Source organism: Nocardia arthritidis NBRC 100137, from assembly GCF_001612765.1.
Taxonomy (GTDB): domain Bacteria; phylum Actinomycetota; class Actinomycetes; order Mycobacteriales; family Mycobacteriaceae; genus Nocardia; species Nocardia arthritidis.
In genome coordinates this window covers 1-26,672 of record NZ_BDBB01000024.1, presented here as the reverse complement: position 1 = coordinate 26,672, position 26,672 = coordinate 1, and the positions used below count along the sequence as shown (strand labels likewise).

Annotated in this window: 30 protein-coding genes and 4 tRNA genes; 28 read left to right on the top strand and 6 right to left on the bottom strand. The window is 67.0% G+C overall.

What is annotated here, in order from left to right:
* Window positions 1-43: 43 nt before the first annotated feature.
* Complete coding sequence (locus NA8_RS18370) at window positions 44-499, bottom strand: DUF3592 domain-containing protein (protein WP_084466908.1); 456 nt, start codon at window positions 497-499, stop codon at window positions 44-46.
* A 39-nt stretch (window positions 500-538) separates the two neighbouring features.
* Here NA8_RS18370 and NA8_RS18365 point away from each other — a divergent pair, with 39 nt between their 5' ends.
* Window positions 539-1,045: a DUF2505 domain-containing protein gene (locus NA8_RS18365; protein WP_063051696.1), complete on the top strand. Its 507-nt coding sequence runs from the start codon at window positions 539-541 to the stop codon at window positions 1,043-1,045.
* A 45-nt stretch (window positions 1,046-1,090) separates the two neighbouring features.
* Here NA8_RS18365 and NA8_RS18360 read toward each other — a convergent pair whose 3' ends face one another.
* From NA8_RS18360 to NA8_RS18350, 3 genes are read right to left on the bottom strand one after another with little or no spacing between them, the layout of a single operon-like run.
* On the bottom strand, window positions 1,091-1,528 hold the full coding sequence (locus NA8_RS18360; RefSeq protein ID WP_063051601.1) for a VOC family protein: 438 nt from the start codon (window positions 1,526-1,528) through the stop codon (window positions 1,091-1,093).
* Between the two features lie 58 nt (window positions 1,529-1,586).
* Window positions 1,587-2,015 (bottom strand): helix-turn-helix transcriptional regulator, encoded by a 429-nt coding sequence (locus NA8_RS18355; protein WP_040870329.1) that lies wholly within the window; start codon window positions 2,013-2,015, stop codon window positions 1,587-1,589.
* Window positions 2,016-2,029: 14 nt separating this feature from the next.
* Window positions 2,030-3,298, bottom strand: a complete 1,269-nt coding sequence (locus tag NA8_RS18350; RefSeq protein WP_063051695.1) for a geranylgeranyl reductase family protein — start codon at window positions 3,296-3,298, stop codon at window positions 2,030-2,032.
* A gap of 199 nt (window positions 3,299-3,497) precedes the next feature.
* Here NA8_RS18350 and NA8_RS18345 point away from each other — a divergent pair, with 199 nt between their 5' ends.
* Entirely contained in the window at window positions 3,498-4,562 is a 1,065-nt protein-coding gene (locus tag NA8_RS18345) for a polyprenyl synthetase family protein (RefSeq protein ID WP_439957399.1), read from the top strand.
* A 126-nt stretch (window positions 4,563-4,688) separates the two neighbouring features.
* Window positions 4,689-5,570 (top strand): zinc metalloprotease HtpX, encoded by an 882-nt coding sequence (gene htpX / locus NA8_RS18340; RefSeq protein ID WP_063051600.1) that lies wholly within the window; start codon window positions 4,689-4,691, stop codon window positions 5,568-5,570.
* 12 nt (window positions 5,571-5,582) lie between these two features.
* On the opposite strand, the gene NA8_RS18335 is transcribed toward htpX, so the two are convergent.
* Both NA8_RS18335 and NA8_RS18330 read right to left on the bottom strand, forming a co-directional pair.
* Window positions 5,583-6,047 (bottom strand): MarR family winged helix-turn-helix transcriptional regulator, encoded by a 465-nt coding sequence (locus NA8_RS18335; protein WP_063051599.1) that lies wholly within the window; start codon window positions 6,045-6,047, stop codon window positions 5,583-5,585.
* Between the two features lie 35 nt (window positions 6,048-6,082).
* On the bottom strand, window positions 6,083-6,574 hold the full coding sequence (locus tag NA8_RS18330) for a YajQ family cyclic di-GMP-binding protein (RefSeq protein ID WP_062968288.1): 492 nt from the start codon (window positions 6,572-6,574) through the stop codon (window positions 6,083-6,085).
* Window positions 6,575-6,749: 175 nt separating this feature from the next.
* On the opposite strand from NA8_RS18330, the gene NA8_RS18325 reads away from it, so the two are divergent.
* The 25 genes from NA8_RS18325 to NA8_RS18205 form a co-directional block, all read left to right on the top strand.
* Window positions 6,750-6,832 (top strand) — tRNA-Tyr (locus NA8_RS18325).
* Window positions 6,833-7,385: 553 nt separating this feature from the next.
* Window positions 7,386-7,458, top strand: a tRNA-Thr gene (locus tag NA8_RS18320).
* 76 nt (window positions 7,459-7,534) lie between these two features.
* Window positions 7,535-7,610 (top strand) — tRNA-Met (locus NA8_RS18315).
* A 43-nt stretch (window positions 7,611-7,653) separates the two neighbouring features.
* Entirely contained in the window at window positions 7,654-7,824 is a 171-nt protein-coding gene (gene rpmG, locus NA8_RS18310) for a 50S ribosomal protein L33 (protein ID WP_011211653.1), read from the top strand.
* A gap of 183 nt (window positions 7,825-8,007) precedes the next feature.
* Window positions 8,008-9,075, top strand: coding sequence for a fused (3R)-hydroxyacyl-ACP dehydratase subunits HadA/HadB (locus NA8_RS18305; protein ID WP_063051693.1), 1,068 nt, complete (start codon window positions 8,008-8,010; stop codon window positions 9,073-9,075).
* A 221-nt stretch (window positions 9,076-9,296) separates the two neighbouring features.
* Window positions 9,297-9,369, top strand: a tRNA-Trp gene (locus tag NA8_RS18300).
* 108 nt (window positions 9,370-9,477) lie between these two features.
* A complete protein-coding gene (gene secE / locus NA8_RS18295; RefSeq protein ID WP_063051598.1) occupies window positions 9,478-9,876 on the top strand; it encodes a preprotein translocase subunit SecE in 399 nt (132 codons plus the stop codon).
* Between the two features lie 120 nt (window positions 9,877-9,996).
* A complete protein-coding gene (nusG, locus tag NA8_RS18290; RefSeq protein WP_063051597.1) occupies window positions 9,997-10,794 on the top strand; it encodes a transcription termination/antitermination protein NusG in 798 nt (265 codons plus the stop codon).
* A gap of 95 nt (window positions 10,795-10,889) precedes the next feature.
* Complete coding sequence (gene rplK / locus NA8_RS18285; protein ID WP_063051596.1) at window positions 10,890-11,324, top strand: 50S ribosomal protein L11; 435 nt, start codon at window positions 10,890-10,892, stop codon at window positions 11,322-11,324.
* Between the two features lie 152 nt (window positions 11,325-11,476).
* On the top strand, window positions 11,477-12,190 hold the full coding sequence (rplA, locus tag NA8_RS18280; protein WP_040870317.1) for a 50S ribosomal protein L1: 714 nt from the start codon (window positions 11,477-11,479) through the stop codon (window positions 12,188-12,190).
* A gap of 98 nt (window positions 12,191-12,288) precedes the next feature.
* Window positions 12,289-12,828, top strand: coding sequence for an NADPH-dependent FMN reductase (locus NA8_RS18275; RefSeq protein WP_063051595.1), 540 nt, complete (start codon window positions 12,289-12,291; stop codon window positions 12,826-12,828).
* A gap of 419 nt (window positions 12,829-13,247) precedes the next feature.
* On the top strand, window positions 13,248-13,787 hold the full coding sequence (gene rplJ / locus NA8_RS18270) for a 50S ribosomal protein L10 (RefSeq protein WP_040870314.1): 540 nt from the start codon (window positions 13,248-13,250) through the stop codon (window positions 13,785-13,787).
* Window positions 13,788-13,841: 54 nt separating this feature from the next.
* Window positions 13,842-14,222, top strand: coding sequence for a 50S ribosomal protein L7/L12 (rplL, locus tag NA8_RS18265; RefSeq protein ID WP_039802004.1), 381 nt, complete (start codon window positions 13,842-13,844; stop codon window positions 14,220-14,222).
* Window positions 14,223-14,464: 242 nt separating this feature from the next.
* Window positions 14,465-15,541 carry an ABC transporter ATP-binding protein gene (locus NA8_RS18260; RefSeq protein ID WP_157106766.1) on the top strand — a complete coding sequence of 359 codons (1,077 nt, stop codon included), beginning with the start codon at window positions 14,465-14,467 and terminating at the stop codon, window positions 15,539-15,541.
* 11 nt (window positions 15,542-15,552) lie between these two features.
* Window positions 15,553-16,347, top strand: a complete 795-nt coding sequence (locus NA8_RS18255; RefSeq protein WP_051175592.1) for an MlaE family ABC transporter permease — start codon at window positions 15,553-15,555, stop codon at window positions 16,345-16,347.
* 3 nt (window positions 16,348-16,350) lie between these two features.
* Window positions 16,351-17,214, top strand: coding sequence for an MlaE family ABC transporter permease (locus tag NA8_RS18250; protein WP_063051594.1), 864 nt, complete (start codon window positions 16,351-16,353; stop codon window positions 17,212-17,214).
* Window positions 17,211-18,560: an MCE family protein gene (locus NA8_RS18245; protein WP_063051593.1), complete on the top strand. Its 1,350-nt coding sequence runs from the start codon at window positions 17,211-17,213 to the stop codon at window positions 18,558-18,560. Before NA8_RS18250 ends, NA8_RS18245 begins: the two co-directional genes overlap by 4 nt.
* A complete protein-coding gene (locus NA8_RS18240; protein WP_174550100.1) occupies window positions 18,557-19,633 on the top strand; it encodes an MCE family protein in 1,077 nt (358 codons plus the stop codon). Before NA8_RS18245 ends, NA8_RS18240 begins: the two co-directional genes overlap by 4 nt.
* Window positions 19,633-20,643, top strand: a complete 1,011-nt coding sequence (locus NA8_RS18235; RefSeq protein WP_062968298.1) for an MCE family protein — start codon at window positions 19,633-19,635, stop codon at window positions 20,641-20,643. The genes NA8_RS18240 and NA8_RS18235 overlap by 1 nt, the downstream gene beginning before the upstream one ends.
* Window positions 20,644-20,680: 37 nt before the next feature.
* Window positions 20,681-21,913, top strand: coding sequence for an MCE family protein (locus tag NA8_RS18230; protein WP_063051690.1), 1,233 nt, complete (start codon window positions 20,681-20,683; stop codon window positions 21,911-21,913).
* The gene (locus NA8_RS18225; protein WP_063051592.1) at window positions 21,910-23,148 is read left to right on the top strand and encodes an MCE family protein; all 1,239 of its coding nucleotides are present in this window, start codon (window positions 21,910-21,912) and stop codon (window positions 23,146-23,148) included. The genes NA8_RS18230 and NA8_RS18225 overlap by 4 nt, the downstream gene beginning before the upstream one ends.
* On the top strand, window positions 23,145-24,386 hold the full coding sequence (locus tag NA8_RS18220; protein ID WP_063051591.1) for an MCE family protein: 1,242 nt from the start codon (window positions 23,145-23,147) through the stop codon (window positions 24,384-24,386). Before NA8_RS18225 ends, NA8_RS18220 begins: the two co-directional genes overlap by 4 nt.
* 106 nt (window positions 24,387-24,492) lie before the next feature.
* Entirely contained in the window at window positions 24,493-25,239 is a 747-nt protein-coding gene (locus NA8_RS18215) for a hypothetical protein (protein WP_174550099.1), read from the top strand.
* 10 nt (window positions 25,240-25,249) lie between these two features.
* Complete coding sequence (locus NA8_RS18210) at window positions 25,250-25,981, top strand: hypothetical protein (protein WP_063051590.1); 732 nt, start codon at window positions 25,250-25,252, stop codon at window positions 25,979-25,981.
* A gap of 409 nt (window positions 25,982-26,390) precedes the next feature.
* On the top strand, window positions 26,391-26,672 hold a 282-nt coding region (locus NA8_RS18205; RefSeq protein WP_174550098.1), incomplete at its 3' end, for a hypothetical protein.

Genomic DNA, 26,672 nt, shown 5'->3' with positions numbered 1-26,672 from the left:
GAAGTGAAGGGCACGAAAAGATCCGGCGAACTGTCGGGGCGGATCAACCCACCGGCGTCGGGCCGCGCCTTTTCACGCGGGAGAGCAACCACAGCGCGGGCAGCGCGAGCAGCCAGACCACCACGACGACCGACAACGCGGGCGGAACGGCGACGCGCACGTCCCGGCCTTCCACGCGCACCAGGTCGGGGTCGCTGCGGCTGTATTCCACGCGAATCCGCTCACCCGCGGTGAGGTTTGTCGGATACAGGACGCCGACCTTCGGATTGTGCGTCTCACCGTCCGGTGTGACGTACATTACCGCCGAGCGCAGCCGCCCCGCCGAGAGCACCTCGGCCGTGGTGCTGCCCTTGTCGGAGCTGATCAGATAATCGTTGCGCCACGCGGCCAGCACCAGCAGCCCGACGAGCACGCTCACCGCCGTCGCGGCGATCAGCACCCCGATCCTGGCCCGCCGCAGGCGGATCGGCCGCCCGCTGGACTGGCTGGTTTCCGACACCGCCACAGGCTACCGACCGGCTCGGCTACGGTGGCGGCCATGTCCCGAAAATTCAGCTTCACCGTGCCGTACGCAGTCCCGGTCGAAGATCTCCACCGGGCACTCACCACCGATGACGTCTGGCGGGCCCGCTTCGCCGACGCGCCCACCGCGACGCTGGAGGTGTCGCATCCCGACGGCGCGGGCACCATTCGCATCCATATGACCGAAAAGGCTGCCGAAGACAAGGTACCCGCGCTGGTCCGCAAGGTACTCAAGAGCGAACTCACCTTCTCCCGCACCGACAACTGGCAACCGCTGATCGGCGAGGTCGCCAAAGGCACCTTCGAGGCCACCACCGGCGGCATCAACACCGCGATGTCCGGCTCCTACGAGATCCGTTCCACCGCGGAAGGATCCGAGATCGAGGTCGCGGGCACCGTGCAGGTGAAGGTGCCCGTGGTCGGCGGCGCGATCGAGCCACTCGCCGAGCAGTTGCATCATCGGGTGCTCAACAGCGAGCGCAAGTTCATCGAGGAGTGGCTGTCGGCGAAGCCGACCGCCTGACCAGAGGTGTTGCCCCGGCAGGCGCCGGGGCAACATCGCCGCGGCCTAGGCGAAGTCCTGCGGCGAGTACTCCTTCCGCTCCACCAGGACCAGCCAGTTCCCGGAATTGTCCCGGACCACCGCCTCGGTTCCGTAGGGCCGCTCGGCGGGCGGCTGGACGAACTCCACGCCCTTGGCGGTCAGCTCTTCGAAGGTCTTCTGGCAGTTCTCGGTTCGCAGGCCGAGTGAGCCGTGCGTGCCGTTGGCCAGCGCGCGCCGGACGGCGTCGGCGTAGTGGTCGTCCAGCGGCGGGCCCGGGATCATCAGCGTGATCTCCAGCTCTGGGTGCGCGGGGTGGGCGATGGTCACCCAGCGGAAACCGTTGTCGCCCATCGTGACGTCGGCGGTCTCCACGAACCCCAGCTTGTCGATGTACCACTCTTTGGCCGCGTCCTGGTCCGTGACGTACACCGTGACCAGGGAAACGTTCGTAATCGTCGTCATGCGGGCCAGGCTATGGCCCGCGCCGCGCCAGCGGCTTCTCCAAAATTGCGCCGTTCGCTCAGCCGGGCGGCTTGCGGTCGGACAGGCCGTGCATGAAGACGAAACAGCCGGGGATGCGCGGAGCGCCGTCGGCGAACTTCGCCTGATACTCCGAGGGTGTGACGCCGACCAGCTGCCGGAACTTGCTACTGAACGAGCCGAGGCTGCTGTAGCCGACCAGCATGCACACCTCGGTGACGGTGAGGTTCGTCGCGCGCAGCAGATCCTGGGCGCGTTCGATGCGCCGCTCGGCCAGGTACGCGGCGGGGGTCAGGCCGTAGACCGCGGCGAACGCGCGCAGGAAGTGATATTTCGACACCCCCGCGGCCGCCGCCAGCCCGTCCAGATTGAGCGGGTCGGCGTAGTGACGGTCGGCCACGTCCTTGGCTCGGCGCAGATGCGGCAGCAGATACAGCGCGGGCAATCCGCGCGCTCGCTGTTCGCCCATCGCGTCACCCGTTCCTAGGCGAACGGCGGACGCTCGTCGAAACGCAGGGACGCCCGGCCCGCCATCCGCCAAGCCCGCGCGGTCAGGTCGACGTCCTCGTCGGTCACCAGGTTGCCCATCACCCGGACCGCGGTGCGCTGCAAATACTTCGAGCGCATCACGGGGGGACCGCCCAGCGGCACCATGCGCGGGTGCGTGGCCAGGCCGGCGATTCGCCGGGCCACCGAGAAGGTGCGTCCGTAGCGGTCGCGCAGCACCTGCGGCCAGATCGCGGTGAAGTCGGGCTCGTCCAGCAGTCCCGACAGCAGGTGACCGCCCTCCAGACCGTAATCGATGCCTTCGCCGTTGAGCGGGTTCACACAACCCGCGGCGTCGCCGATCAGCACCCAGTTGCGCCCCGCGACGTTCGAGACCGCCCCGCCCATCGGCAGCAGGGCCGAGGCCACCGCGCGCAGCGAGCCCTCGAATTCCCATTCCTCCGTGCGCTGCGCGGTGTAGTGCGCCAGCAAGGGCTTCAAAGCGATGTGCGAGGGCCTGCGTTCCGTGGCCAGTGATCCGACCCCGATGTTCACCTCGCCATTGCCCAGCGGGAACACCCAGCCGTAGCCGGGAACCAGCTCGCCGGAGGCGTCACGCAACTCCAGGTGCGAGGTGATCCACTGATCGTCGCTGCGTCCCGACTTGATGTAGGCCCGCGCCGCGGTGCCGTACGCGTACTGCCGATGCCAGACGCGGCCCAGCAGCCGCCCGATCGGTGAACGCACCCCGTCGGCGACCACCAGCGTCCGGCAGGCGATCGTGCGCGTGCCGTCGGCTGTTCGTACCGTCACGCCCGTCACCCGGTCACCCTCGCGGGTGACGTCGACCACTTTCGTCCCGTCCACCATGCGCGCGCCGGACTTCACCGCCGTCTCGCGCAGTTTGTCGTCGAGTTCGGTTCGGGGGACCGCGCTTCCGTAGGTCGGGAAGGATCCGCCCGGCCAGCTCAGCAGCGCCTCGCGGCCGAAACCGGTCATCCGGAGGCCGTGGTTGACGACGTGCGCGCGCACCCACTCGCCGAGGCCGAGCTGCTCCAGTTCGGCGGTCGCGCGCGGGGTCAGTCCATCGCCGCAGGTCTTGTCCCTGGGAAAGACGGCGGAATCGATGAGCACCACGTCCCGTCCCGCCCGCGCCGCCCAGGCCGCCGACGCCGATCCGGCCGGGCCCGCGCCGACGACCAGCACCTCGGCTCGGCTGGGCAACGCGTCCTCGTCGCGCGCGGGACTCGCTTCCGGTGCACCCATGCGCTCCATACTCGCAGGGCCGTCTCCTCCATGTCGACGGCGGCCGCGCCCGCGTCGTGGACGATCACCGGCGACGCGGCGCGCGAGTGGCCGATACACCACAGAGTGACGGTGTTCATGGGCCATCCGACGGGGACACGCTAGGTTCTCTACCGTGGGGTCGGACGCATCGCTGGGAGAAGAAATGAGCACATCGGCCATGAGCGAGCGCAGCGAGCGAATCAAGGACACGGCGCACGGCGAGCACAGCTCAGCCGCGGGCGACGTGAGCACGGTCGTGGCCGGGGTCGACCTCGGTGACGCCGGACTCGCCGATACGGTGCGCGACGGGCTGGCCGAGGTGGAGAAACTCCTGATCGAGGAGCTGTCCGACGGGGCGGAATTCCTCCAGGAAGCCGCGCTGCACCTGGCCAAGGCCGGCGGCAAGCGCTTCCGTCCGCTCTTCACCATCCTCACCGGGCAGCTCGGCCCGCGCCCCACCGATCCCGCCCTGATCACCGCGGGCACCGTCGTCGAACTCGTGCACCTGGCCACGCTGTACCACGATGACGTGATGGACGAGGCCACCATGCGCCGCGGCGCCCCGAGCGTCAACTCGCGGTGGGGTAACAACATCGCGATCCTCGCGGGCGACTATCTGTTCGCGCACGCGTCCCGGCTCACCTCCACCCTCGGCCCCGACGCGGTGCGCATCATCGCCGAGACCTTCGCCGAACTCGTCACCGGTCAGATGCGCGAGACCATGGGCGCCGGCGAATCCCAGGACCCGGTCGAGCACTACCTGCGCGTGGTGTGGGAGAAGACCGGTTCGCTCATCGCCGCGGCCGGGCGTTTCGGCGGCACCTTCTCGGGCGCGGACGCGGAGCACGTCGAACGGCTGGCCCGCCTCGGCGATGCGGTCGGCACCGCCTTCCAGATCTCCGACGACATCATCGACATCTCCTCCGCGTCCGAGCAATCGGGCAAGACCCCCGGCACCGACCTGCGTGAGGGTGTGCACACCCTGCCGGTGCTGTACGCGCTGCGCGACGAGGGCGCCGATGGCGACCGCCTGCGCAAGCTGCTGGCCCGTCCGCTGGAGACCGACGACGAGGTCGAAGAGGCACTCGCCTTGCTCGCCGACTCCCGCGGCATGGCGCTGGCCAAGGAGAAACTGCAGGGCTATGCCGACCTCGCCTACGCCGAGCTGTCCGCCCTGCCCGACGGTCCGGCCAACGACGCGCTCGAACGGCTGGTCCGTTACACCATCGAACGCGTGGGGTGAGGGTGTCGCGCGGGGTGACGGTGCGTTGTCGGCGCGGCACGGGCTGCACCGGAACTTTGCTCGCGGCTTCTATCGTTGAGCTGCTGTAAGGCGACTCGGTGAACGGGGGAGCGGCAAGGGAGACGTATGCACGGGCACGGGTTTGCGAACGGGCTGAAGACCTTCGGGCTGATGGTGGGCCTCTCCGCCATGATCGTGTTCATCGGTGCGCTGTTCCGCAACCCGACGATCCTCGTCGTCGCGATCGTGCTCGCGGTGGGCATGAACGCCTACGCGTACTTCAACAGCGACAAGATCGCGTTGAAGGCCATGCACGCGCAGCCGGTCAGCGAGCTGGAAGCCCCGGTCATGTACCGGATCGTGCGTGAGCTGGCCACCATCGCGCGGCAGCCGATGCCCCGGCTGTACATCAGCCCGACGAACGCGCCCAACGCCTTCGCCACCGGACGCAATCCCCGCTGTGCCGCGGTCTGTTGCACCAGCGGCATCCTGCAGATTCTCGACGAACGGGAACTGCGGGCCGTGCTCGGGCACGAGCTCTCCCACGTCTACAACCGCGACATCCTCATTTCCTCGATCGCGGGTGCGCTCGCGGCGGTCATCTCGGGCGTGGCCAACCTGGCGGTGTACATGTCGATGTTCGGCGGCAACCGCAACGGCGAGGGCCCGAACGTGCTCGCCGTGCTGCTGGTGTCGCTGCTCGGTCCGATCGCCGCGTCGCTGATCAAGCTGGCCGTCTCGCGCTCGCGCGAATTCCAGGCCGACCAGTCCGGCGCCGAGCTGACCGGCGACCCGCTGGCGCTGGCGTCTGCGCTGCGGAAGATCGAACGCGGCGTGCACGCCGCCCCGCTCCCGCCCGAGCCCCGGCTGGCGGCGCAGTCGCATCTGATGATCGCCAACCCGTTCCGTCCCGGCGAGAAGGTGGCGCGCTGGTTCTCCACCCACCCGCCGATGAACGAACGCATCGCCCGGCTGGAGGAGATGGCAGGCGGCCCGCGCCGGTACTGACTCCCGGCGGCGTCAGTCGTCCGAGGCCAGCTGGTCTTCGTACGCGCGAAACGTATCGACGAACAACTTCCGTTGCTGCGCGGTGAGCGGCTCTAGGACCGTACGCCAGGCTCGGGCACTGCGCCCCAGCCATTTGTGCACGGACTTCTCGTGCGCCGGTGCGATGGCGACGATGGTGCGTCTCCGGTCGTCCGGATCCGCGCCGCGCTCGAGCACACCCTGCTTGCTGAGTTCGCCGACCATCAAGCTCACCGTCGTAGGCGCCACCTCCAGGCGGGCGGCCAGATCCGTTACCGTGGTCGGTCCGTCGAACACCAGATTGGCCAGCAGTGACAGGTGCCGAGGCGCCAGCGAGAACGATTCCAGCTCCTCGGGAACGCCCAGTTTCTTGGCCCGTCCGACCACACGGGGCATGAGCAGCAGCAGCGCGCGGATGCCTTCGTCCACGCCGAGCCCGGGCCGCTCCTCGGTTGACATGCCGACGCCTCGGTCCCGGCCGCGCTCCGGCCCGGTCAGCGGTAGTTGACGAACTGCAGCGCGATCCCGAAATCCTCGCCCTTCAGCAGCGCGATCACCGCCTGCAGATCGTCGCGCTTCTTGCTGCTCACCCGCAGCTCGTCGCCCTGGATCTGCGCCTTCACGCCCTTGGGACCCTCGTCCCGGATCTTCTTGGAGATCTTCTTCGCGTGCTCGGAGTCGATGCCCTGTACCAGCGAACCGGTGATCTTGTACACCTTTCCGGAGGAGACGGGCTCGCCGGCGTCGAACGCCTTCAGTGAGATGTCGCGGCGGATCAGCTTCTCCTTGAACACCTCCAGCGCGGCCTTGACGCGCTCCTCCGCCTCCGCGGTGAGCACGATCTTGTCCTCGCCGGACCATTCGATCGACGCGCCGGTGCCGCGGAAGTCGTAGCGGGTGCCGAGTTCCTTCTCCGCCTGATGCAGGGCGTTGTCGACCTCCTGCCGGTCGACCTTGCTCACAACATCGAAAGACGAATCAGCCACGCTGCGCTCCTGTTCTGACGGTCCGACGGGGTGAGCTGAGCGGGACGCTTCCAGCCATCGTCAGTTCTACCCGGAGCCCCGAGGGTAGTCGCGTCGCAGGGCCGATAGCCAGCCGGTTTGCATTCAGGGTGCAGGTTCGATGTATTCTGCTCAGCGCGTGAAACAATGCGCGAACGGCAGGTTGCCCGAGCGGCCAATGGGAGCAGACTGTAAATCTGTCGGTGAAAGCCTACGTAGGTTCGAATCCTACACCTGCCACTCCGCTCACCAGGCGAGCCCTGTACGCAGAAAGCGCGTACAGGGCTCGCTTCGTAATGTCTTGTGGGGGTGCAACCCCCACGCCCCGCCCGGCGGACCTTCGACCCCGGACCGCCCTTTCGGTGGTTGCGTTGGTCACAGGTGTTTCGTTGGTCGTTTACCCGGGCGCGTCGATGACCGACGTTCTTATCGAGCCGGATCGCGGGTCGGTGCCGCCGGGCTCTGTCGCACCCCGATTCGTCGGTCTTCGGTTTCTTCCTCGGTCGGCCGCTTCGTTTCTGGGCTCGAATCAGCAGTTGTTCGGTCGTTCTCGCGATCGCCTGGTGACCATATTTGCGTCGCAGTGGCCAGGTCTGCGTGGGTACGGTCTCGCGTTTCGCGAGCGGGCGCTACTCCCGAACGGGCCGCGAAGGTGTCTCGAAGCGCTGCGACTGCGTGGTAAAACACCTCTCTGACCACGCGGTTTGGTACGAAGACCAGTGAGTGTGTAACCTCGTTCAAGACTTCACCGCGCTGAGGTCGAATATCGCGGGCTCGGTGCGGAAGTAGTCATGCCCCCTTAGCTCAGTCGGCAGAGCGTTTCCATGGTAAGGAAAAGGTCAACGGTTCGATTCCGTTAGGGGGCTCGCCGGATTGCCGGTGGTGACCGACTCGGCATCGCTCCCGTAGTGCGGGCTCGGCACCATGGCAATGCGACGCCGTGGCGGTGTAGCTCAGTCGGTAGAGCAAACGACTCATAATCGTTGTGTCGCCGGTTCAAGTCCGGCCATCGCTACCACAACCCGATACAAGACCATCAGGTACCGGAAAGAAGGCATATCGTGGCCGCGAAGTCCACCGATGTCCGGCCAAAGATCACCTTGGCCTGCGAGCAGTGCAAGCACCGCAACTACATCACCAAGAAGAACCGGCGCAACGACCCGGACCGGCTGGAGCTGAAGAAGTTCTGCCCGAACTGCGGCACGCACCGGGCGCACCGCGAATCCCGCTAGTCCTCCACGCGTGAACTACCGCGTGGTGTAGCGCCGGGAGTCGCATCCCGGTATCTCGGGCCGTGGCACCGCGAGGGCCGGACAACTGTCCGGCCCTGACGCATTTTCACGGTGTGGGTGCGGTGGTGAGCGCTCCGCAGACTCCGGGTGACGGGGTCAGATAGGTACAGTCCTCCCGTGACAATCAACACCGGTACAGACGAAGCGGTCCAGACGGGCGAGGAGCTCGACCCCGCGGCGAACGCCGCGGCGATGGTCGGTCACCACTACCGCGTCGACGACTACTACGAGGTCGGCCGCGAAAAGGTGCGTGAGTACGCCCGCGCCGTGCAGGACTACCATCCGGTGCACTGGGACGAGGACGCGGCGCAGGAGTACGGGTACGACAACCTGCTCGCGCCGGTCACCTTCATCTCCCTGGTCGGGATTCTCGCGCAGCGCAAATTGTTCGAAGAGGTCGTCACCGGCTACGACCTCAGCCAGATCATGCAGACCGACCAGATCCTGGAATTCCATCGCCCGATCAGGGTCGGCGATCAACTCACCTGCGATGTCCACCTGCACTCGTTCCGGCAGGCATTCGGCGGCGACATCATCGTGACCAAGAACATCGTCACCGCGCAGAACGACGAACTGGTGCTCACCACCTACACCACCCTCGTCGGGCGCAGCGGCGGCGACATCGACCCGAACCTCAATGCCGCCGTCCGCAACGTGCTCATGCACGGCATCGGCGAGGACGCGCCGGGGCATCACCCGCGCAGCACGCTCGCGGTGACCGAGGCGCCGACTCCGGTCGTGCCGCCCGCGCAAGGGGTACGCACGAAGCACGCCATCCGGTTCGAGGACGTCTCCGCCGGCGACGAACTGCCCGCGCGCATCGTCCGGCTCACCCGCGGCGATCTGGTGAACTACGCGGGCGTCTCCGGCGACGCCAACCCGATCCACTGGAGCGACGAGGTCGTGAAGCTCGTCGGCCTGGACAACGTCGTGGCGCACGGCATGCTCACCATGGGTCTGGGCGGCGGATTCGTCACCTCATGGCTCGGCGACCCCGGTGCGGTCAAGGAGTACAACGTCCGCTTCACCAGCCCGGTCTACGTGGGCTCCGACGAGGCCGCCGAGATCGAGTACACCGGTAAGGTGAAATCGGTCGATCCGGAGACCAGGACCGCGGTCGTGGCCATCGTGGCGAAGGCGGCGGGCAAGAAGATCTTCGGCCGCGCCACCGCGACGGTGCAACTGGCCTGACCAGGGACAGCGACCCGGATTGGCTAATGGCGCGCACGGTAACGTACACTCAGGTTTCTGGGGTCGCCAGCCGCTGCGCGCTGCTCTGAGGGGCTGGTTCCAGGCGGTCCGCGAGGATCGTCCAAGGGGCCGGCAACTGCCGGAGTGGCGCGCGTGTTGTGTGACACCAGGGAACAACTGAATATCGAACAGTGGTTGGACAGCCAACACCGTCCGACCGAAGGGGCGTAGCTCAACTGGCAGAGCAGCGGTCTCCAAAACCGCAGGTTGCAGGTTCAAGTCCTGTCGCCCCTGCCCTGGATGCCAGCGACGAGAGAGGACCGACGTGAGCGAGCGTAGCGAGCGAGCCATTGGCACAGCGCGCATCGCGCACGGCGGCACCGAGCGCAGCGAGGAGAAGGCGTGAGCGACGAGCGGGACACTCGCCGCGGCGCACATGCCGCCGACCACGGCGACGACACCGCCGCAGCGACACGACCGAGCGGAAAGCGTTCCGCCCGGCGGACCCGCACTGCGTCCTCGCAGGTCGACACGGGCACTGTCGCCACGCTCGACCGTCCGTCGCGGAAGGCAGCCAAGACGACCGACCGGGCCGAACGCAAGACGACGGGCAATCCGTTCAAGCGTTTGCTCAAGTTCCTGCGTGAGGTCATCGCGGAACTGCGCAAGGTGATCTGGCCCAACCGGAAGCAGATGGTCACCTATACGAGCGTTGTTCTGGTGTTCGTGATTTTCATGGTCGCGTACATCAGCGGGTTGGATCTGGCGTTCATCAAGGGTGTCAACTGGCTGTTCGGCTAGCTGAACAACGCCGACGCCGGTAGCCGATCCCGGGGCGGACACGGGTGGAAGCGATTTCGCCGCGCGCCCGGCCCCGGCACGCAGAGGATGTACGTGACGACACAGGAAGCGAGTGCCCCAGTGAGCACCCCGGAGAACGACACACACGACAAGTTCCCGGCCGACGACGCGGTGGCCGAGCCCACCGACTCCGTCGAGGAGTTCGCGACCGACGAGCCCGCGGTCGAGGAATCGGAGCCCGCTGAGCCCGCTGAGTCCGTCCCTGCCGCCCCCGTCGATGCCGAGCCCGCCGATCCGGTCGCCGAGATGAAGGCAGCGCTGCGGCGCGCCCCCGGCGAGTGGTACGTGATCCACTCCTACGCCGGCTACGAGAACAAGGTGAAGGCCAACCTCGAGACCCGCGTGCAGAACCTGGACCTGGAGGACTACATCTTCCAGGTCGAGGTGCCCACCGAAGAGGTCACCGAGATCAAGAACGGGCAGCGCAAGCACGTCAACCGCAAGGTGCTGCCCGGTTACATCCTGGTCCGCATGGAGCTCAACGACGAGTCGTGGGGCGCGGTGCGCAACACTCCCGGCGTCACCGGCTTCGTCGGCGCCACCTCCCGTCCGTCGCCGCTGTCCATCGACGACGTGGTGAAGTTCCTCGTGCCTGCCGCCCAGCAGCAGAAGAAGCCCGCAGCCGCGGCCGCGTCGGCGGCCGCCGAGTCCGCGGGTGGCGAGGTCGCGCCGAAGCCGGTCATCGAGGTCGACTTCGAGGTCGGCGAGTCGGTGACCGTCATGGACGGCCCCTTCGCGACGTTGCCCGCCAGCATCTCCGAGGTCAACGCCGAACAGCAGAAGCTCAAGGTGCTCGTGTCGATCTTCGGCCGCGAGACCCCGGTCGAGCTGGCGTTCACCCAGGTCGCGAAGATCTAGATCCGTTCCGTCGACGACGGGATGAATCGGCCCGCGCGGCGGGTTGATTCACAGACTTGCAAAGAGCAAGGACACCAAACACCTAGGAAAGAAAGATGCCCCCCAAGAAGAAGAAGCTCGCCGGGATCATCAAGCTTCAGATCCAGGCCGGCCAGGCGAACCCGGCCCCTCCGGTCGGCCCCGCGCTCGGTCAGCACGGCGTCAACATCATGGAGTTCTGCAAGGCGTACAACGCCGCGACCGAGTCGCAGCGTGGCAACGTCATCCCGGTCGAGATCTCGGTGTACGAGGACCGGTCGTTCGACTTCAAGCTGAAGACCCCGCCCGCCGCCAAGCTGCTGCTCAAGGCCGCAGGCGTGCAGAAGGGCTCGGCGGAGCCGCACCGCAACAAGGTCGCCAAGGTGACCATGGACCAGGTGCGCGAGATCGCCAAGACCAAGCAGGAAGATCTGAACGCCAACGACATCGAGCAGGCGGCCAAGATCATCGCGGGTACCGCGCGTTCGATGGGTATCACCGTCGAAGGCTGAGCGGAATCGCTCCCCGGTGGGAGGGCCGGCCAGGCCCGATAACCACGTCTGAACTACCAACACAGCGGCGCGAGCGACGGGCTCGCCAGGCGGAAGCCTGCGTGACCACGCAGAGTCCCGGGAGCGCCGCGGATCGAACAGGACAGAGAATCATGGCAAAACGAAGCAAGGCGTACCTCGCCGCGGCCGAGAAGGTCGATCGCACCCAGCTCTACTCCCCGCTGGCCGCCGCGCGCCTGGCGAAGGAGACCGCGAGCACCAAGACCGACGCGACCGTCGAGGTCGCCGTGCGTCTCGGTGTGGATCCCCGTAAGGCCGACCAGATGGTCCGCGGCACGGTCAACCTGCCGCACGGCACCGGTAAGACCGCCCGTGTCATCGTCTTCGCCGCGGGCGAGAAGGCCGCCGAGGCCGAGGCCGCGGGCGCGGATGCCGTCGGCGCCGAGGACCTGATCGAGCGGATCCAGGGCGGCTGGCTGGACTTCGACGCCGCGATCGCCACCCCGGACCAGATGGCCAAGGTCGGCCGGATCGCGCGTGTTCTCGGCCCGCGCGGCCTGATGCCGAACCCGAAGACGGGCACGGTCACCACCGATGTGACCAAGGCCGTCAACGACATCAAGGGCGGCAAGATCAACTTCCGCGTCGACAAGCAGGCCAACCTGCACTTCGTCATCGGTAAGGCGTCCTTCGACGATGCCAAGCTGGTGGAGAACTACGGCGCCGCGCTGGACGAGATCCTGCGTGCCAAGCCGTCGACCGCCAAGGGCCGCTACGTCAAGAAGGTGACGGTCTCGACGAACACCGGACCGGGCATCCCGGTGGACCCGAACCGCACCCGCAACCTCCTCGACGAGGACGCGTAAACAGCGGCTGAGCCGACCGCGATGGCGGGAACGCGTAATGCGTTCCCGCCATCGCGCGTTTGCGGACTAATCCGCCCGGCGGGGTGGTTGGGTTCGATGTGACCGTCGTTCTTCTGATCTCCGGCAGCACTCGCGCCGCCTCCACCAATTCCGCCGCACTGCGGACCGCCTCGGCCATCGCCCCGGACGGCGTCGAAACCGTCTGGTATGACGGTCTCGCGGACTTGCCCGCCTTCAACCCGGACGACGATGGCACCGCTCATTCATCGGTCGTCGCGCTGCGCGAACACCTTTCGCGTGCCGACGCTGTGCTGTTCTGCACTCCCGAATACGCGGGCACCTTGCCGGGCAGCCTGAAGAATCTGCTGGACTGGACCGTCGGGACCGGTGATCTCTATCGCAAGCCGGTCGCCTGGATCACCGTGGCGGCCCCCGGGCGTGGTGACGGCGCGACCGCGACGCTGCGCAGCGTGCTCGGCTATGTCGGGGCCGAGATCGATCCGGATGTGTGCTGGCGGCTGCCCGTGCTGCGCGAGGGCGTGGGCCCGGACGGGCTGATCGCCGACCCCGAATTCCGGTCCGGCGCCGTGGCCGCGCTGCGTGGGCTCGCCCGGTTCGCGCAGAACGCGACGCCGTGAGAAAAGTCACCAGCGGGGGCGGAGCGGCTGCCATCGAACGGGCGCGGCGAAAAGGCGTGTCGTAGCACAACGATTCAACGGCCGACAGGTTTCGGTCAGACGTCCTGCCGGGGCCCGTTTTGGCAGATGGGAACCTGTCCGGGTACATTGGACATCAGTTATCGACGAGTTCGATCGCTACCCAATCCGTTCTACCGAAGACCGTTGGTCGCCGATCCCGCATGGGTTCGGTCGAAGGTCCGGCGACATTGCCGGCGGCCCACGCAGGGAGAGCCGAGGCTGGGAATTGATCCGGGTACGTCCCGGCTCGGTTTTCTGTTGCGCCCCGGAACGCTCTGCGTTCGGGGCGTTTGTTTTGTCGCCGGCCCCTGATCGGTAGTTCGCGTATACGAACCGACCAATCAGAGAGGAGGCGAAGTATGGCAAAACCCGAGAAGGTCACCGCGGTCGAGGAGATCGCGGAGCAGTTCAAGAGCTCGACGGCCACCGTCGTCACGGAATACCGTGGCCTGTCGGTCGGCAAGCTCACCGAGCTGCGGCGCGCGCTCGGCGCCGACGCCACGTACTCCGTCGCCAAGAACACCCTGGTCAAGCGTGCCGCTGCCGAGGCGGGCGTGGAAGGTCTCGACGAACTGTTCGTCGGGCCGACCGCGATCACCTTCATCACCGGTGAGCCGGTCAACGCGGCCAAGGCCCTGAAGACCTTCGCGAAGGACAACAAGGCGCTCATCATCAAGGGCGGCTACATGGACGGCGCGCCGCTGTCCGTGTCCGAGGTCGAGCGGATCGCCGACCTGGAGACCCGCGAGGTGCTGCTGGCCAAGCTGGCGGGCGCGCTCAAGGGCAACCTCGCAAAGGCCGCCGGTCTGTTCAACGCTCCCGCTTCGCAGGTGGCCCGCCTGGCCGCCGCGCTGCAGGAGAAGAAGCAGGCCGAAGAAGGCGGATCCGCCGCCGAGTAATGCCGTGCGGCACGACTCGCCCGCTCAGACATCAACTACCGAAAGGAAACAACAATGGCCAACGTTGACGAACTGCTCGAGACCTTCGGCAACATGACCCTGCTCGAGCTGTCGGACTTCGTGAAGAAGTTCGAGGAGAAGTTCGAGGTCACCGCGGCTGCTCCGGTCGCCGTCGCCGCCGTCGGCGGTGCCGCCGCTCCGGCTGAGGCCGTCGAGGAGCAGGACGAGTTCGACGTCGTGCTCGAGGGTGCCGGCGACAAGAAGATCCAGGTCATCAAGGTGGTCCGCGAGATCGTCTCCGGCCTGGGCCTGAAGGAAGCCAAGGACCTGGTCGAGAGCGCCCCGAAGCCGATCCTGGAGAAGGTCGCCAAGGACGCCGCCGAGGCCGCCAAGGCGAAGCTGGAAGAGGCCGGCGCCAAGGTCTCGGTCAAGTAGTTCACGACCGGACACGCCGAACGGGCGATCCCCCGCGGGGGATCGCCCGTTCGCGTTTTTCCGGCAATCTCGCCGCTATCGCCGATACCGAAACTATTGCGGAGTTACTACGCAGTCAGGTTGGGGTGTGCCCGATCTGTCCCATGAGTTACAGTGACCGAACCCACTGTGACGTGACGCACCGCGATATCCGAGCGCGCGGTTCGCCGGTGGGCAGCTCGCTGAGAATTGTGGAGGTTGGCGTGGGCGTCGAGGTCAGGACCGAGAGTGTAACCAAGTCTTTCGGTTCCCAGCGAATTTGGCAGGACGTGTCTCTGACGTTGCCCTCGGGCGAGGTCAGCGCGCTGCTGGGCCCATCGGGTACCGGTAAGTCGGTGTTCCTGAAGTCGCTGATCGGACTTCTGCGCCCCGAGCGCGGCTCGATCTACATCGACGGCACCGATATCACCACCTGCTCCAACAAAGAGCTCTACGAGATCCGCAAGCTCTTCGGCGTGCTGTTCCAGGACGGCGCGCTGTTCGGCTCGATGAATCTGTTCGACAACGTGGCCTTCCCGCTGCGCGAGCACACCAAGAAGAGCGAATCCGAGATCAAGAAGATCGTCATGGAGAAGCTGGAGCTCACCGGTCTGCTCGGGGCCGAGGGCAAGCTGCCCGGCGAGATCTCCGGTGGTATGCGCAAGCGTGCCGGGCTGGCCCGCGCCCTGGTACTGGATCCGCAGATCATCCTCGTCGACGAGCCCGACTCGGGTCTGGACCCGGTGCGCACCTCGTATCTGAGTCAGCTGCTGATCGACATCAACGCCCAGATCGACGCCACCATCCTGATCGTCACGCACAACATCAATCTGGCGCGCACCGTGCCGGACAACATCGGCATGCTCTTCCGCCGCCAGCTGGTCATGTTCGGCCCGCGCGAGGTGCTGCTCACCTCGGACGAGCCGGTGGTCAAGCAGTTCCTCAACGGCCGCATGATCGGCCCGATCGGTATGTCGGAGGAGAAGGACGAGGCGCAGATGGCGCGCGAGCAGGCGCTCGTGGACGCCGGGCACCACCACGGCGGCGCCGAGGAGGTCGAGGGCATCATCCCGCAGATGCGCGCCACCCCGGGAATGCCGGTGCGCCAGGGCGTGCTTCGCCGCAAGGAACGTGTGCGCGAAATCATGCACACGCTGCCGCATGCGGCCCAGGTCGCGATCCGCGAATCACTTGCGGAGAACGACGATACGCAGGTGATGGCGTACAACGGCGGCGACCTGGCTAATTATCAGGGCGGCTCGTACGACACCACCGTGCGACACAACACAACTAACGGGTAACATCTGCGATCGTGAATTCGACCCTGGCGCGATTGCGAACTCCCCTGGAGTCGGGGTTTGCCCAGGCCGGCAATATCTTTGCGCTGCTCATCGACGTTTTGCGGAAGACATTCCGTCGCCCCTTCGAGTGGCGGGAGTTCATCGAGCAATCGTGGTTCATCGCGAGTGTCTCGATCCTGCCCAGCGCGCTGGTCGCGATTCCGTTCGGCGCGGTCGTGGCACTGCAGACCGGTTCGCTGATCAAGCAGCTCGGCGCGGAATCGTTCACCGGCGCGACCAGTGTGCTGGCAACCGTCCAGCAGGCGGCTCCCGTCGTGACGGCCCTGATCATCGCGGGCGCGGCCGGGTCGGCGGTGGCCGCCGATCTCGGCTCGCGCACCATCCGCGAGGAGATCGACGCGATGGAAGTGCTCGGCATCGATCCGGTGCGCAAGCTGGTGGTGCCGCGCGTGCTCGGCATGATGCTGGTCGCGCTGCTGCTCAACGGCCTGGTCTCGGTGGTCGGCATCGCGGGCGGGTACTTCTTCAACGTGCTGCTGCAAGGCGGCACCCCCGGCGCCTACCTGGCGTCGTTCTCCGCGCTCGCCCAGTTGCCGGACCTGTGGATCGGCGAGATCAAGGCGGCGGTGTTCGGTCTGCTCGCCGGCGTCATCGCCGCGTACAAGGGGCTGCATCCCAAGGGGGGCCCGAAAGGAGTCGGTGACGCGGTGAACCAATCCGTGGTGATCACGTTCATGGTGCTGTTCTTCGTGAATCTCATCCTGACCCTGGTGTACCTACAGGTCGTTCCGGCCAAGGGCGCCTGACCGATGGCCACGTCGTACCGAACCCCGGTCGCCAAGTCCATGCGCCGGGTGGGTGAAATCGCTCGGATCCCGCTCAACGTCATCGATCGCGCGGGCGAGCAGATGTCGTTCTACACGCGGGCCGTCGCGTGGATCCCGCGGACCGCGGTGCACTACCGCAAGGAAGTCATGCGGCTGCTGGCCGAGGTCACCTTCGGCACCGGAGCGCTCGCGGTGATCGGCGGCACCATCGGCGTCATCGTGTTCATGTCCGGCTCCGTCGGCGTCGTCGTCGGTCTGCAGGGCTTCAAGGCCCTCGACGCGCTGGGCAGCTCGGTGCTCACCGGCTTCCTCACCGCCTACATCAATACCCGTGAGATCGCGCCACTGGTCGCCGCGCTCGCCCTGTCCGCAACGGTCGGTTGTGGTTTCACCGCGCAGCTGGGGGCCATGCGGATCTCGGAGGAGATCGACGCGCTCGAGGTGATGGCGGTGCCGGGTGTGCCGTTCCTGGTGACCAGCCGGGTGATCGCCGGATTCCTCGCGGTGATACCGCTCTACATCGTCGGGCTGCTCGGCACGTTCCTGGCGTCGCGGGCGATCAGCATCTGGTTCAACGGCCAATCCAGCGGGTCCTACGACCACTACTTCAGTTTGTTCCTGCCACCCGAGGATGTGCTCTATTCGTTCCTCAAGGTGCTGGTCTTCGCCTTCGTGATCATCATGGTGCACTGCTACTACGGGTTCCACGCCACCGGCGGGCCCGCGGGCGTCGGCGTCGCGGTCGGCCGCGCGGTCCGCGCCGCGATCGTCCTGGTGAATGTGCTCGACTTCTTCCTCAGCCTCGCGATCTGGGGCACCACCACCACGGTGCGGGTGGCCGGATGAGCCGCACGCAGGCCTGGCGCTCGACCGCGAAGCTACGCATCCGAGTGCTGGGGATCGCCTTCTTCGTCGTGGTCGCGTTGTTTCTGTGGACCACCGTCGCGATCTACAACAAGCAGTTCGTGCGGACCGTGCACGTCGACCTGATCACCGACAGCGTGGGCAACGCGCTGACCCGCAACGCCGACGTGAAGGTGCGCGGCATCACCGTCGGCGAGGTGCGCTCGAGCAGTTCCGAGGGCGGCGAGGTGACCTTGGACCTGGCCATCAACCCCGACAAGGCGCAGCAGATCCCGGCCAACGCGACCGCGCGCCTGCTGCCCAAGACGCTGTTCGGCGAACGCTATGTGGACCTGGTGATCCCGGAGAACCCGAGCCCCCAGCATCTGACCGACGGGCTGACGCTGCGCCAAGACGTCAGCGGCAATGCCATCGAGCTGAGCAAACTGCTCGATGACCTGCTCCCGCTGCTGCAATCCATCCCGCCGCAGGATCTCGCGGCCACCCTCGGCGCACTGTCGCAGGCGCTGGCCGGTCAGGGCTCCGCGCTCGGCGAGACCGTGGACAAGCTGGACGACGCCTTCCGCCAGGTCAATGTGGTGCTGCCGGACCTGCAGGCGGATCTGCGCAGCTTCGCGGAGGTGGCGGCCACCTATTCCGACGCGGCCCCGCAGCTGATCCAGGCACTGGACAACCTGCGCACCACCAACGCCACGATCGTGCAGCGGCGCACCGACATCGACGTCCTCTACGCGACGCTGACGCCGACCGCGGCCACCACCACCGATTTCCTGATCGCCAACCGCGACAACATCATCGACGTGGCCGCCGATTCCCGCCCCGCGCTCGAGCAGCTGGCCTACTACTCGCCGAACTACGCCTGTTCGCTGGCGAACTTCGCGCAGCTCAAGCCGCGCATCGACCGGATCTTCGGCAAAGGCACCGACCTGCCGGGCTCGCGGGTGACCATCGAACTCACCAACACCCGCGGCAAGTACCTGCCCAACCAGGACGAACCGCGCTGGCTGGACCCCAGGGGACCGTGGTGCATCCCCGAGATGCCGTTGGGCGTCGACCCCGGCCAGTACACCGGCGGCCCGAACAACGACGGCTCCTACGCCGTCCCTAGCCGCAACCCCGGTGACCAGCAGATCGGAAATCTGGAACCGCCGCAGTTCGGCGTCCACCCGGCGAGCAAGATGCCGACCATCGCAGGTTCGCCCATGGAGCAGCAGTCGCTCGGCGCGATCTACGGTGCGGCCAATGGCGTCGCTCCGGATCAGGTGCCCGGCTGGGTGACCCGGGCCGGCGCGCCCGCGTTCCGCGGAAGCGAGGTGAGCGTGCGATGAAGCAGCATCTGCGCGGCCTGGGCGCCCCGCTGACCAAGTTGGTCATCTTCGTCGTGGTGACCCTGTTCGTGACGGTCATGCTCGCGCTGTCCATCGCCAATTACAGCGGCGGCGGCACCGGGTTCAAGGCCCGGTTCACCGACGTCACCGCGCTCAATCCCGGCGACGAGGTCCGCATCGCGGGTGTCCGGGTCGGCAAGGTCACCGACGTCTCGATCGTGGACAAGCGCCTGGCCGAGGTGAAGTTCGAGCTCACCGACCGGGATTGGCTGCCCGCCTCGACCACCGCCACGATCAAGTACCGCAACCTGGTCGGCCAGCGCTACATCGCGCTGGAGCAGGGAACCGGCGAGCAGGGCCGCAAGCTGAACGAGGGCGGTACCATCCCGCTCGAGAACACCAGGCCCGCGCTGAACCTGACCACGCTGTTCAACGGCTTCCGGCCGCTGTTCCGCACACTGACCGCCGACGATGTCAACAAGCTGTCGTTCGAGATCATCCAGGTCTTCCAGGGCGAGCAGGGCACCATCCGCGATCTGGTCGCGACCACGGCGAACCTGACCAACAAGATCGCAGACAAGGACGCGGTGATCGGTGAGCTGACCCGCAATCTGACCGCCGTGCTGGACACCGTCAACCAGCGCGACGACCAGTTCGACCAGTTGATCGTGAACACCGAGGCGCTGATCAGCGGCCTGAACGCCGAGCGCGACACGATCGGGCGCTCGGTGACCTCGCTCGCCGACCTGACCTCGGCGACGTCGGACCTGCTCGTCCCGGTGCGCCCGACGCTGCAAGGGTCGATCGCGGGCCTGAGCCAATTGACCGGCACGCTCGACGAGCGCCAGGACGAGGTGAACGAAGCGCTGTACAACCTGCCGCTGAAGATGGAGAAGCTCGGCCGCGCCGCCAGCTACGGCTCCTGGTTCCAGTTCTATCTGTGCGGCATCGACATCGTCGTCGGACCGGGCGCCGTCGACGCGCCGCAGCTCAACCTGCCCGCAGGCATGCCGACGATCAATCAGCCGCTGTACACCAACGCCGCGCCGCGCTGCCATGGGAAGGCTCGCTGATGGACGACCGCATTCTGCTCGGCAAGCGCAGCCCGGCGTTCCTGGGCGCGCTCGGCATCGCCGTCGTGCTGTTGGTGACGGTGTCGGCCTTCTTCCTGGATCGGTTGCCGATCATCGGGGCGGGGACGAAGTACACCGCGGAATTCAGCGAGGCGGCGGGCCTGAAGAAGGGCAACGAAGTCCGGGTGGCGGGCGTCAAGGTGGGCTCGGTGTCCGATGTCCGGCTCGACGGGGACCGCGTGCTCGTGGACTTCCGAACCAAGGACACCTGGATCGGCAACGAGACCACCGCGTCCATCCAGATCAAGACGCTACTCGGGCAGAAGTACCTCGCGCTCGACCCGAGGGGCTCGAAGCCGGCTACGCCGAGTTCGCGGATCCCGCTCTCGCGCACTGTCTCCCCGTACGACGTGGTGGACGCCTTCACCGACGCAGCGCGCACCATCGACCAGATCGACACCGCGCAGCTGGCCAAGAGCATGCAAGTGCTGTCGGAGGCGTTCGAGACGACGCCGCCGGAGATCCGCGGGTCCATCGACGGTGTCGCCCGGCTGTCGGAGACGCTGGCCAAACGCGATCAGGAGCTGAAGAAGCTTTTCGCCGCGACCAGGCAGACCACCCAGATCCTCGCCGATCGCAACGCCGAATTCGAGCGGCTGCTGGCCAACGGCGGTCAGCTGCTGGCCGAGCTGAACATCCGGCAGCAGTCGATCAAGCAGTTGCTGGTCGGCGCGCAGACGGTGTCGACCGAACTGAGCGCCCTCGTGCACGACAACGAGGAGCAGATCGGCCCGGCGCTGAAGAATTTGCGCGCCGCGATAGATCTGCTCAACTCCAACCAGCAGAACGTCTCCAAGACGTTGGAGCTCGCGGCGCCGTTCTACAGCCTCTATGCCAACGTGCTCGGCACCGGACGCTGGTTCGACGCGGTGATCGTCAACGTGCTGCCGCCCGCCCTGCCCGACATCCCCGGCTACCGTCAGCCGATCCGCACTCTGGGAGGTAACTGACGTGGCGGACAACTGGCGTAGCGATCCGGTCGGTGCGGTGCGCGGTTCCAGCCGCGGCGCCAAGGTGGGCATCGCGCTGATCCTCGTCCTCGCCGTGCTGGTCGCGGTGGTGCTGTGGTGGCTGTTCAACCGGCTGACCACCACCAAGATCACCGCTTACTTCGATCGCTCGGTCGGCATCTACGAGGGCTCGGACGTCCGTATTCTCGGCGTGCCGGTCGGTTCGGTGGATTCGGTGGAGCCGCAGGGCGATCAGGTCAAGATCGTGATGAGCGTGGACCGCAAGTTCGACGTGCCCGCGGGCGCGCGGGCCGCGCAGATCACGCCCTCCATCGTGTCGGACCGCTACATCCAGCTCACCCCCGCCTACACCGGTGGCCCGAAAATGGCGCGCGACGCGACCATTCCGCGCGAGCGCACGGCCACGCCCGTCGAGGTGGATCAGCTGTACAAGAGCATCACCGAACTCTCCGAGGCGCTGGGCCCCAACGGCGCCAACGCCGACGGGGCGGTGAACGACCTGGTGCGCACCGGCGCGGCGAACCTGGCGGGCAACGGCGAGGCGCTGGCCAACAGCCTCACCCAGTTGTCCCGGGCGGCCCGCTATCTGTCGGACGCGCGTGGCGACATCTTCGACACGGTCAAAAACCTGCAGGCCTTCATCACCATGCTGGCGCAGAACGACCAGCAGGTGCGGCAATTCAACACGCAGCTGGCCGACCTGTCGACGTTCCTCGCCGACGAGCGGCAGGATCTCGGCGCGGCACTGAATCTGCTGTCGATCGCACTGGGCGACGTCGCGCGCTTCATCGACGACAACCGGGGCTTGATCGCGAGCAATGCCGAAGGGCTGATCCAGCTCACCAAGACGCTGTCCGATCAGCGCGACGACGTGGCGGCCCTGCTGCCGGTCCTGCCGGTGGCGTTGAGCAACCTGATCAACGTGCACAATGCCGAATCGGGCACCCTCGACATGCGCGCGAACTTCCCTGAGACCCAGGACCCGTTCGGCGCGGTGTGCAAGATGCTGGACCTGTCCAAACTGATGCCCGGCGATCCCAAGTTCGAGGCGCTCGGCAAGCAGATGCGGCCGATCCTGGACCACTGCAAGGAGATCACCGACCAGATCACCGCCGGGGTGCAGACTCCGACGCTGAACCTGCCGTTCGGCATCCTCAGCGGCGAGAACCAGCAGCGTGACCCGGTGCCGGGCACCGTGCCCGGCACGCCGTCGGACCGGCTTCCGCCGTCGCAGGGAGGGGAGCGATGAGCATTCGAATCCGTTCCGTCGCACGCGGTCTCGGCGCGGCGCTGGCGCTCGGCCTGTCCGCGACGCTGGTCACCTCGTGTGCCTCCGACGGCATCTACAGCGTGCCGCTGCCCGGTGGTGCCGACGTGGGCGAGCACCCGATGCACATCGACATCCAGTTCGACGACGTCCTCGATCTGGTCCCGCAGTCGGCGGTCAAGGTCGAGGGCGTGCCGGTGGGCCGGGTCGAGAAGATCAGCATCGGCAAGGATCAGTGGACCGCCACCGTGCGCACCTTGGTCAACTCGTCGGTGAGCCTGCCCGCGAACGCGCACGCCGAGGTCCGGCAGTCGAACCTGCTCGGCGAGAAGTTCATCGAGCTGTCCCGGCCCTCGGCCGATCCGGAACCCGGCAGGCTGGCCGACGGCTCGGTGATCCCGGTCGACCGCACCCGGCACGCCACTGAGGTCGAACAGGTGCTCGGCGCGCTGTCGCTGCTGCTCAACGGCGGCGGCGTCGCGCAGTTGCAGCCGATCGTCACCGAACTGAACAAGACCCTGGGCGGACGGGAAGATCGGGTGCGCTCGCTGATCGAGCAGGCGAACACGCTGATCGGCGGCCTGAACCAGCAGGTGGACGACATCACTCGCGCGCTCGACGGCCTCGACGTGCTCAGCAGCCGGGTGAGCAGGCAGACCGATCAGATCGGCAAGATCCTCGACCAGCTGCCCCAGGGCATCAAGATCCTGGAGGAGCAGCGCCCGCAACTGGTCGCCCTGTTGGCCCAGCTGGACCGGCTCGGTCAGGCGGGCTTCGATGTGCTCAACACCTCGAAGGACGACCTGATCCGAGACCTCACCTCGCTGCGGCCGACATTGCAGGAGCTGGGGCGTGCCGCGCCGGATCTGGTCGCGGCGGTGCCGCTGATCCCGACCTATCCGTTCCCCGACTCGGCGCTGGAGAGCACCTTCGGCGGCAGCGTGAACACGTGGTTGTCGGTGGATCAGCAGATCGGCGTCACGCTCAGCAATCTCGGTGTGGGCAAACCCGATCCGGTGTACATCCCGCCGGTCGGTCCGCCCGTGCCGGTGAACCCGACCAATCCGTATTACAACGGCAACGGCCCACGTCCGGGCTGGCCCACTGTGTCGATCCTGCCGCTGCCGCCGCTGATGGCGCAGCCGCCAGCACCCGGCGTGCCCGGTCCGGTCGGGGCGATCCTCGAGCAACTCGGCGTAGGGAGTGGTCCGCGATGACCCGTCTGGTGCGGTGGCAGCTCATCGCGTTCGTGGTGATCGCCGTGCTCGGCGTCGTGTACGTCGGCGGCCGGTACATTCGGCTCGACCACATGTTCGGGCTCAACGAGTACACGGTGAAGCTGCGGGCGGCGCAGACCGGCGGCATCTACAAGGGCGCCGAGGTGACCTATCGCGGCGTCCCGGTGGGCCGGGTCGGTGAGCTGGAACTCACCGGCGAGGGCGTCGTGATGAATCTCGTCATCGACACGAGTTCGCCGAAGATCCCGGCGTCGGCGAAAGCCGTGGTGGCCAACCGGTCGGCGATCGGTGAGCAGTACGTCGACCTGCAGCCCGACTCGGACGCGGGCCCGTACCTGCGCGACAACTCCGTGATCACCTCGGCGACCCTGCCGGTGCCGGTCGAGGAGCTGGTGTCCAGCGTGGACACCTTCGCGCACTCGGTGGACCTGAACGCGCTCAACACGACGGTCCGCGAACTGGGTAAAGCGTTCGACGGCAAGGGCGATGACCTGCAGGTGCTGATCGACTCGCTGAACAAATTCACCGAGACCTTCCACGCGACGCTGCCGCAGACCATTCAGCTGGTCCGCGACGGCCGCATCGCCCTCGGCACGCAGGCCGAGCAGTCCTCGCAGATCCGCGAGTTCAGCGACGGCCTGGACAAGCTCACCGCCCAGTTGCGCTCCAGCGACCCCGACGTACGCAGGCTCATCGGCACCGGAACCGACGCGGGTGAGCAGCTCGGCGCGCTGATCGACGAGAGCGGGGGCTCGCTCACCCAGGACCTGGCCAACCTGCGGCTGCTGCTGCAGGCGATCTCGCCGAAGTTCTACGCGATCAAGCCGTTGCTGCAGATGCTTCCGCAGCTGTCGATCGGCGGCTCATCCACCGCGCCCGGCGACGGGACCAGCCACTTCGGCCTGGTGCTCGAGGTCAACAACCCACCCACCTGTACCGTGGGCTACGAGGGCACGTATCGGATTCTCGAACAGATGAAGGCGCAGAACCCGGACTTCGACGACACGCGCGACGAGTTCCCCTTCAACAAAGACGCCAAATGTCTTGTGCCGTTCGGTAATCCGACCGCCGTCCGGGGTGGCGCGCGAGCCGAATACGCCGATCCGGCCATCGTCCAGCCCTGGGATTCCAACCCCAAAACTGATCCGGAAAAGCTGAACCTGACTCCGGCCGCCGTACAACTGTCGACCCTGCTGGGGGTCACGCCGAAGCGGTGACCAGGAGCAATGACGTTAGGGTGTCTCGCGTGAGTAACTGCAGCGAGCGAACCAGGGCCACCCGGCCCTGGAGCGCGACCGAGCCGATCGACGGCGAGGCGATGTCGTGACCGCCGATCCGACCAAGCGGTCCGATTCGACGTCGCAGGACACGCCGGACACCGCGACGACAGCGGTGGACACGTCCGCCCCCTCCGCGAAGCCGGATACGAGCGATCGGAAGTCTGCCGAACAGACCGGCGGCGCGTCCGAGCATCCGGTCGGCGCGTCCACGCTCGGCCGGGTGGCCATGGTCTGCTCCGCCGTGGTGCTCGTGATCGCGTTGGCCGGCGCCGCGTGGTTCGGCGCGGGCTGGGTGCGGGCCGCGCTCACCGACGGCCCGCGCGCGGACGCCCGCGACACCGCGCTGGACGCCGCACGCCAAGCCGCGCTCAACATGACCTCGATGAACCTGGACGACGTGCCCGGCTCGCTGGCGCTGGCCAGGTCGTCGATGACCGGCGCGCTGCTGGACTCGGCCACGAAGAACAAGGACCAGGCGGAGAAGCTGGCCCAGCAGAGCGGGGTCGCGATGAATTCGAAGGTGCTCGGCGCCGCGCTCACCTCGCTCAACAGCGAGGAGGACAAGGCATCGGCGCTGGTCGTGCTGCAGGTCACCGAGAACGGCAAGGACAAGCCCGCCGCCGACTACCGCTACACCTGGACCGTCGACGTGGCCAAGGACGGCGACGTCTGGAAGGCCGAGCAGATCTCCTCGCTCAGCCAGCCGGTGTTGCTGAGCGGCGGTCCCGCCGCGCAGACGTCCGCACCGGCGGGCGATCAGCCGCCCGCCGCGCCGAAGCCGGGATCGTAGGAGTACACCCATGACGTCTCGCCGACCGGTCAACCGGGTCACCTCCAAGCGCAGGCCCACCACCGAAACGGCGCGCGCCGTGTCCGCGCGGCCCGCAGCGGCCCGCAAACCGCGCGTGGCGGGCGTTTCCCGCGCCACCGCGGAACAGGACACCCTCCGCGCCGAACAGCGGCCTGTGGCCGCGCGCGGTTCCTCGTGGTGGCGCGAGCTCGCGTCGCGCGGGAAAGGCCGTCCGCAGCGGCGGCCTGCCGGGCGTGCGCGCTGGGGCGTCATCGCGGCCATGCTGATCGCCGCGGTCCTACTGGGCGGTTTCGCGTGGCTCGCCGCGCAACAGCCCGGGGTGAACACGTCGAATCAGGCGTATGTGGACAACGAGGCCACCCAGGAGGTGCGGGCGGCCGCCGACAACGCCCTGCGGACCGTCTACGCCTATGACGTGAAGAACATCGACGGCTACCGGGACACCGCGAAGCAGGTGCTCACCGGAAAGATGCTCGCCGATCTGGACAAGTACGCCGCCACCACGATTTCAGCCGTCAAACAGGCACAGACCAGTGCCGACGCGAAAGCCGACCCGATTGCTGTGACGTTGCTCACTGATGATCGCGCGGAGCTGATCGTCAACTTGGTGGTGAGCGCCACCAAGGACGGCGTGGCGCAGCAGAGCGTCGCCGGACCCGTGGTCCTGCACATGCAGAAGGTGGACGGACGCTGGCTGGCCAGCGACATCGTGGACCAGTAACGGCTGCCGCAGCGGCCGGGATGACGCAGCGCGGCAGGCGATCTCGACGGCGCTCGGACCGGGCCTGCCACTTGACGAGTTTCGCCCGAACCGTCACGCTATTCACAACAGCGGCAGCTGTCACAGTGGCTTCCAGCGCACCGCGGCTCACGACGCAGCCAGCGAATTCGGCCCGGCGCGCCAGCCATGCGGACGATCACACGGGTGGTACTTTGACACCCCCGTGTACTTGGGTGTAGGTTTGGACGTTGCGCTGGCTGCCTCCTGTCCATACCTCGAATCGCACTCGTGAGTTCACCCTTCCGGTGTTACTTCCGTTGGTGCCTGTTTCGAGTTTCGTTCGGGTAGTAACCAGCGGAATTCGTAGCAGACAAGCGACGGTCGCGGACCACCACGCGACGCGCGTGAGGTGCTGGAAGGACGCATCTTGGCAGTCTCCACCCAGACCAAGGCAGTTGCCGGAATCCCCGGAGCCCCGTTGCGGGTGTCTTTCGCGAAGATCCGTGAACCCTTGGAGGTGCCCGGACTTCTCGATCTACAAACGGAATCGTTCGCCTGGTTGATCGGTTCGCCGGATTGGCGCGAACGCGCGGCCGCTCGCGGCGACGTCGGCCTAGTCGGTGGCCTCGAGGAGGTGCTCGAAGAGCTCTCGCCGATCGAGGACTTCTCCGGCTCCATGTCGCTGTCGTTC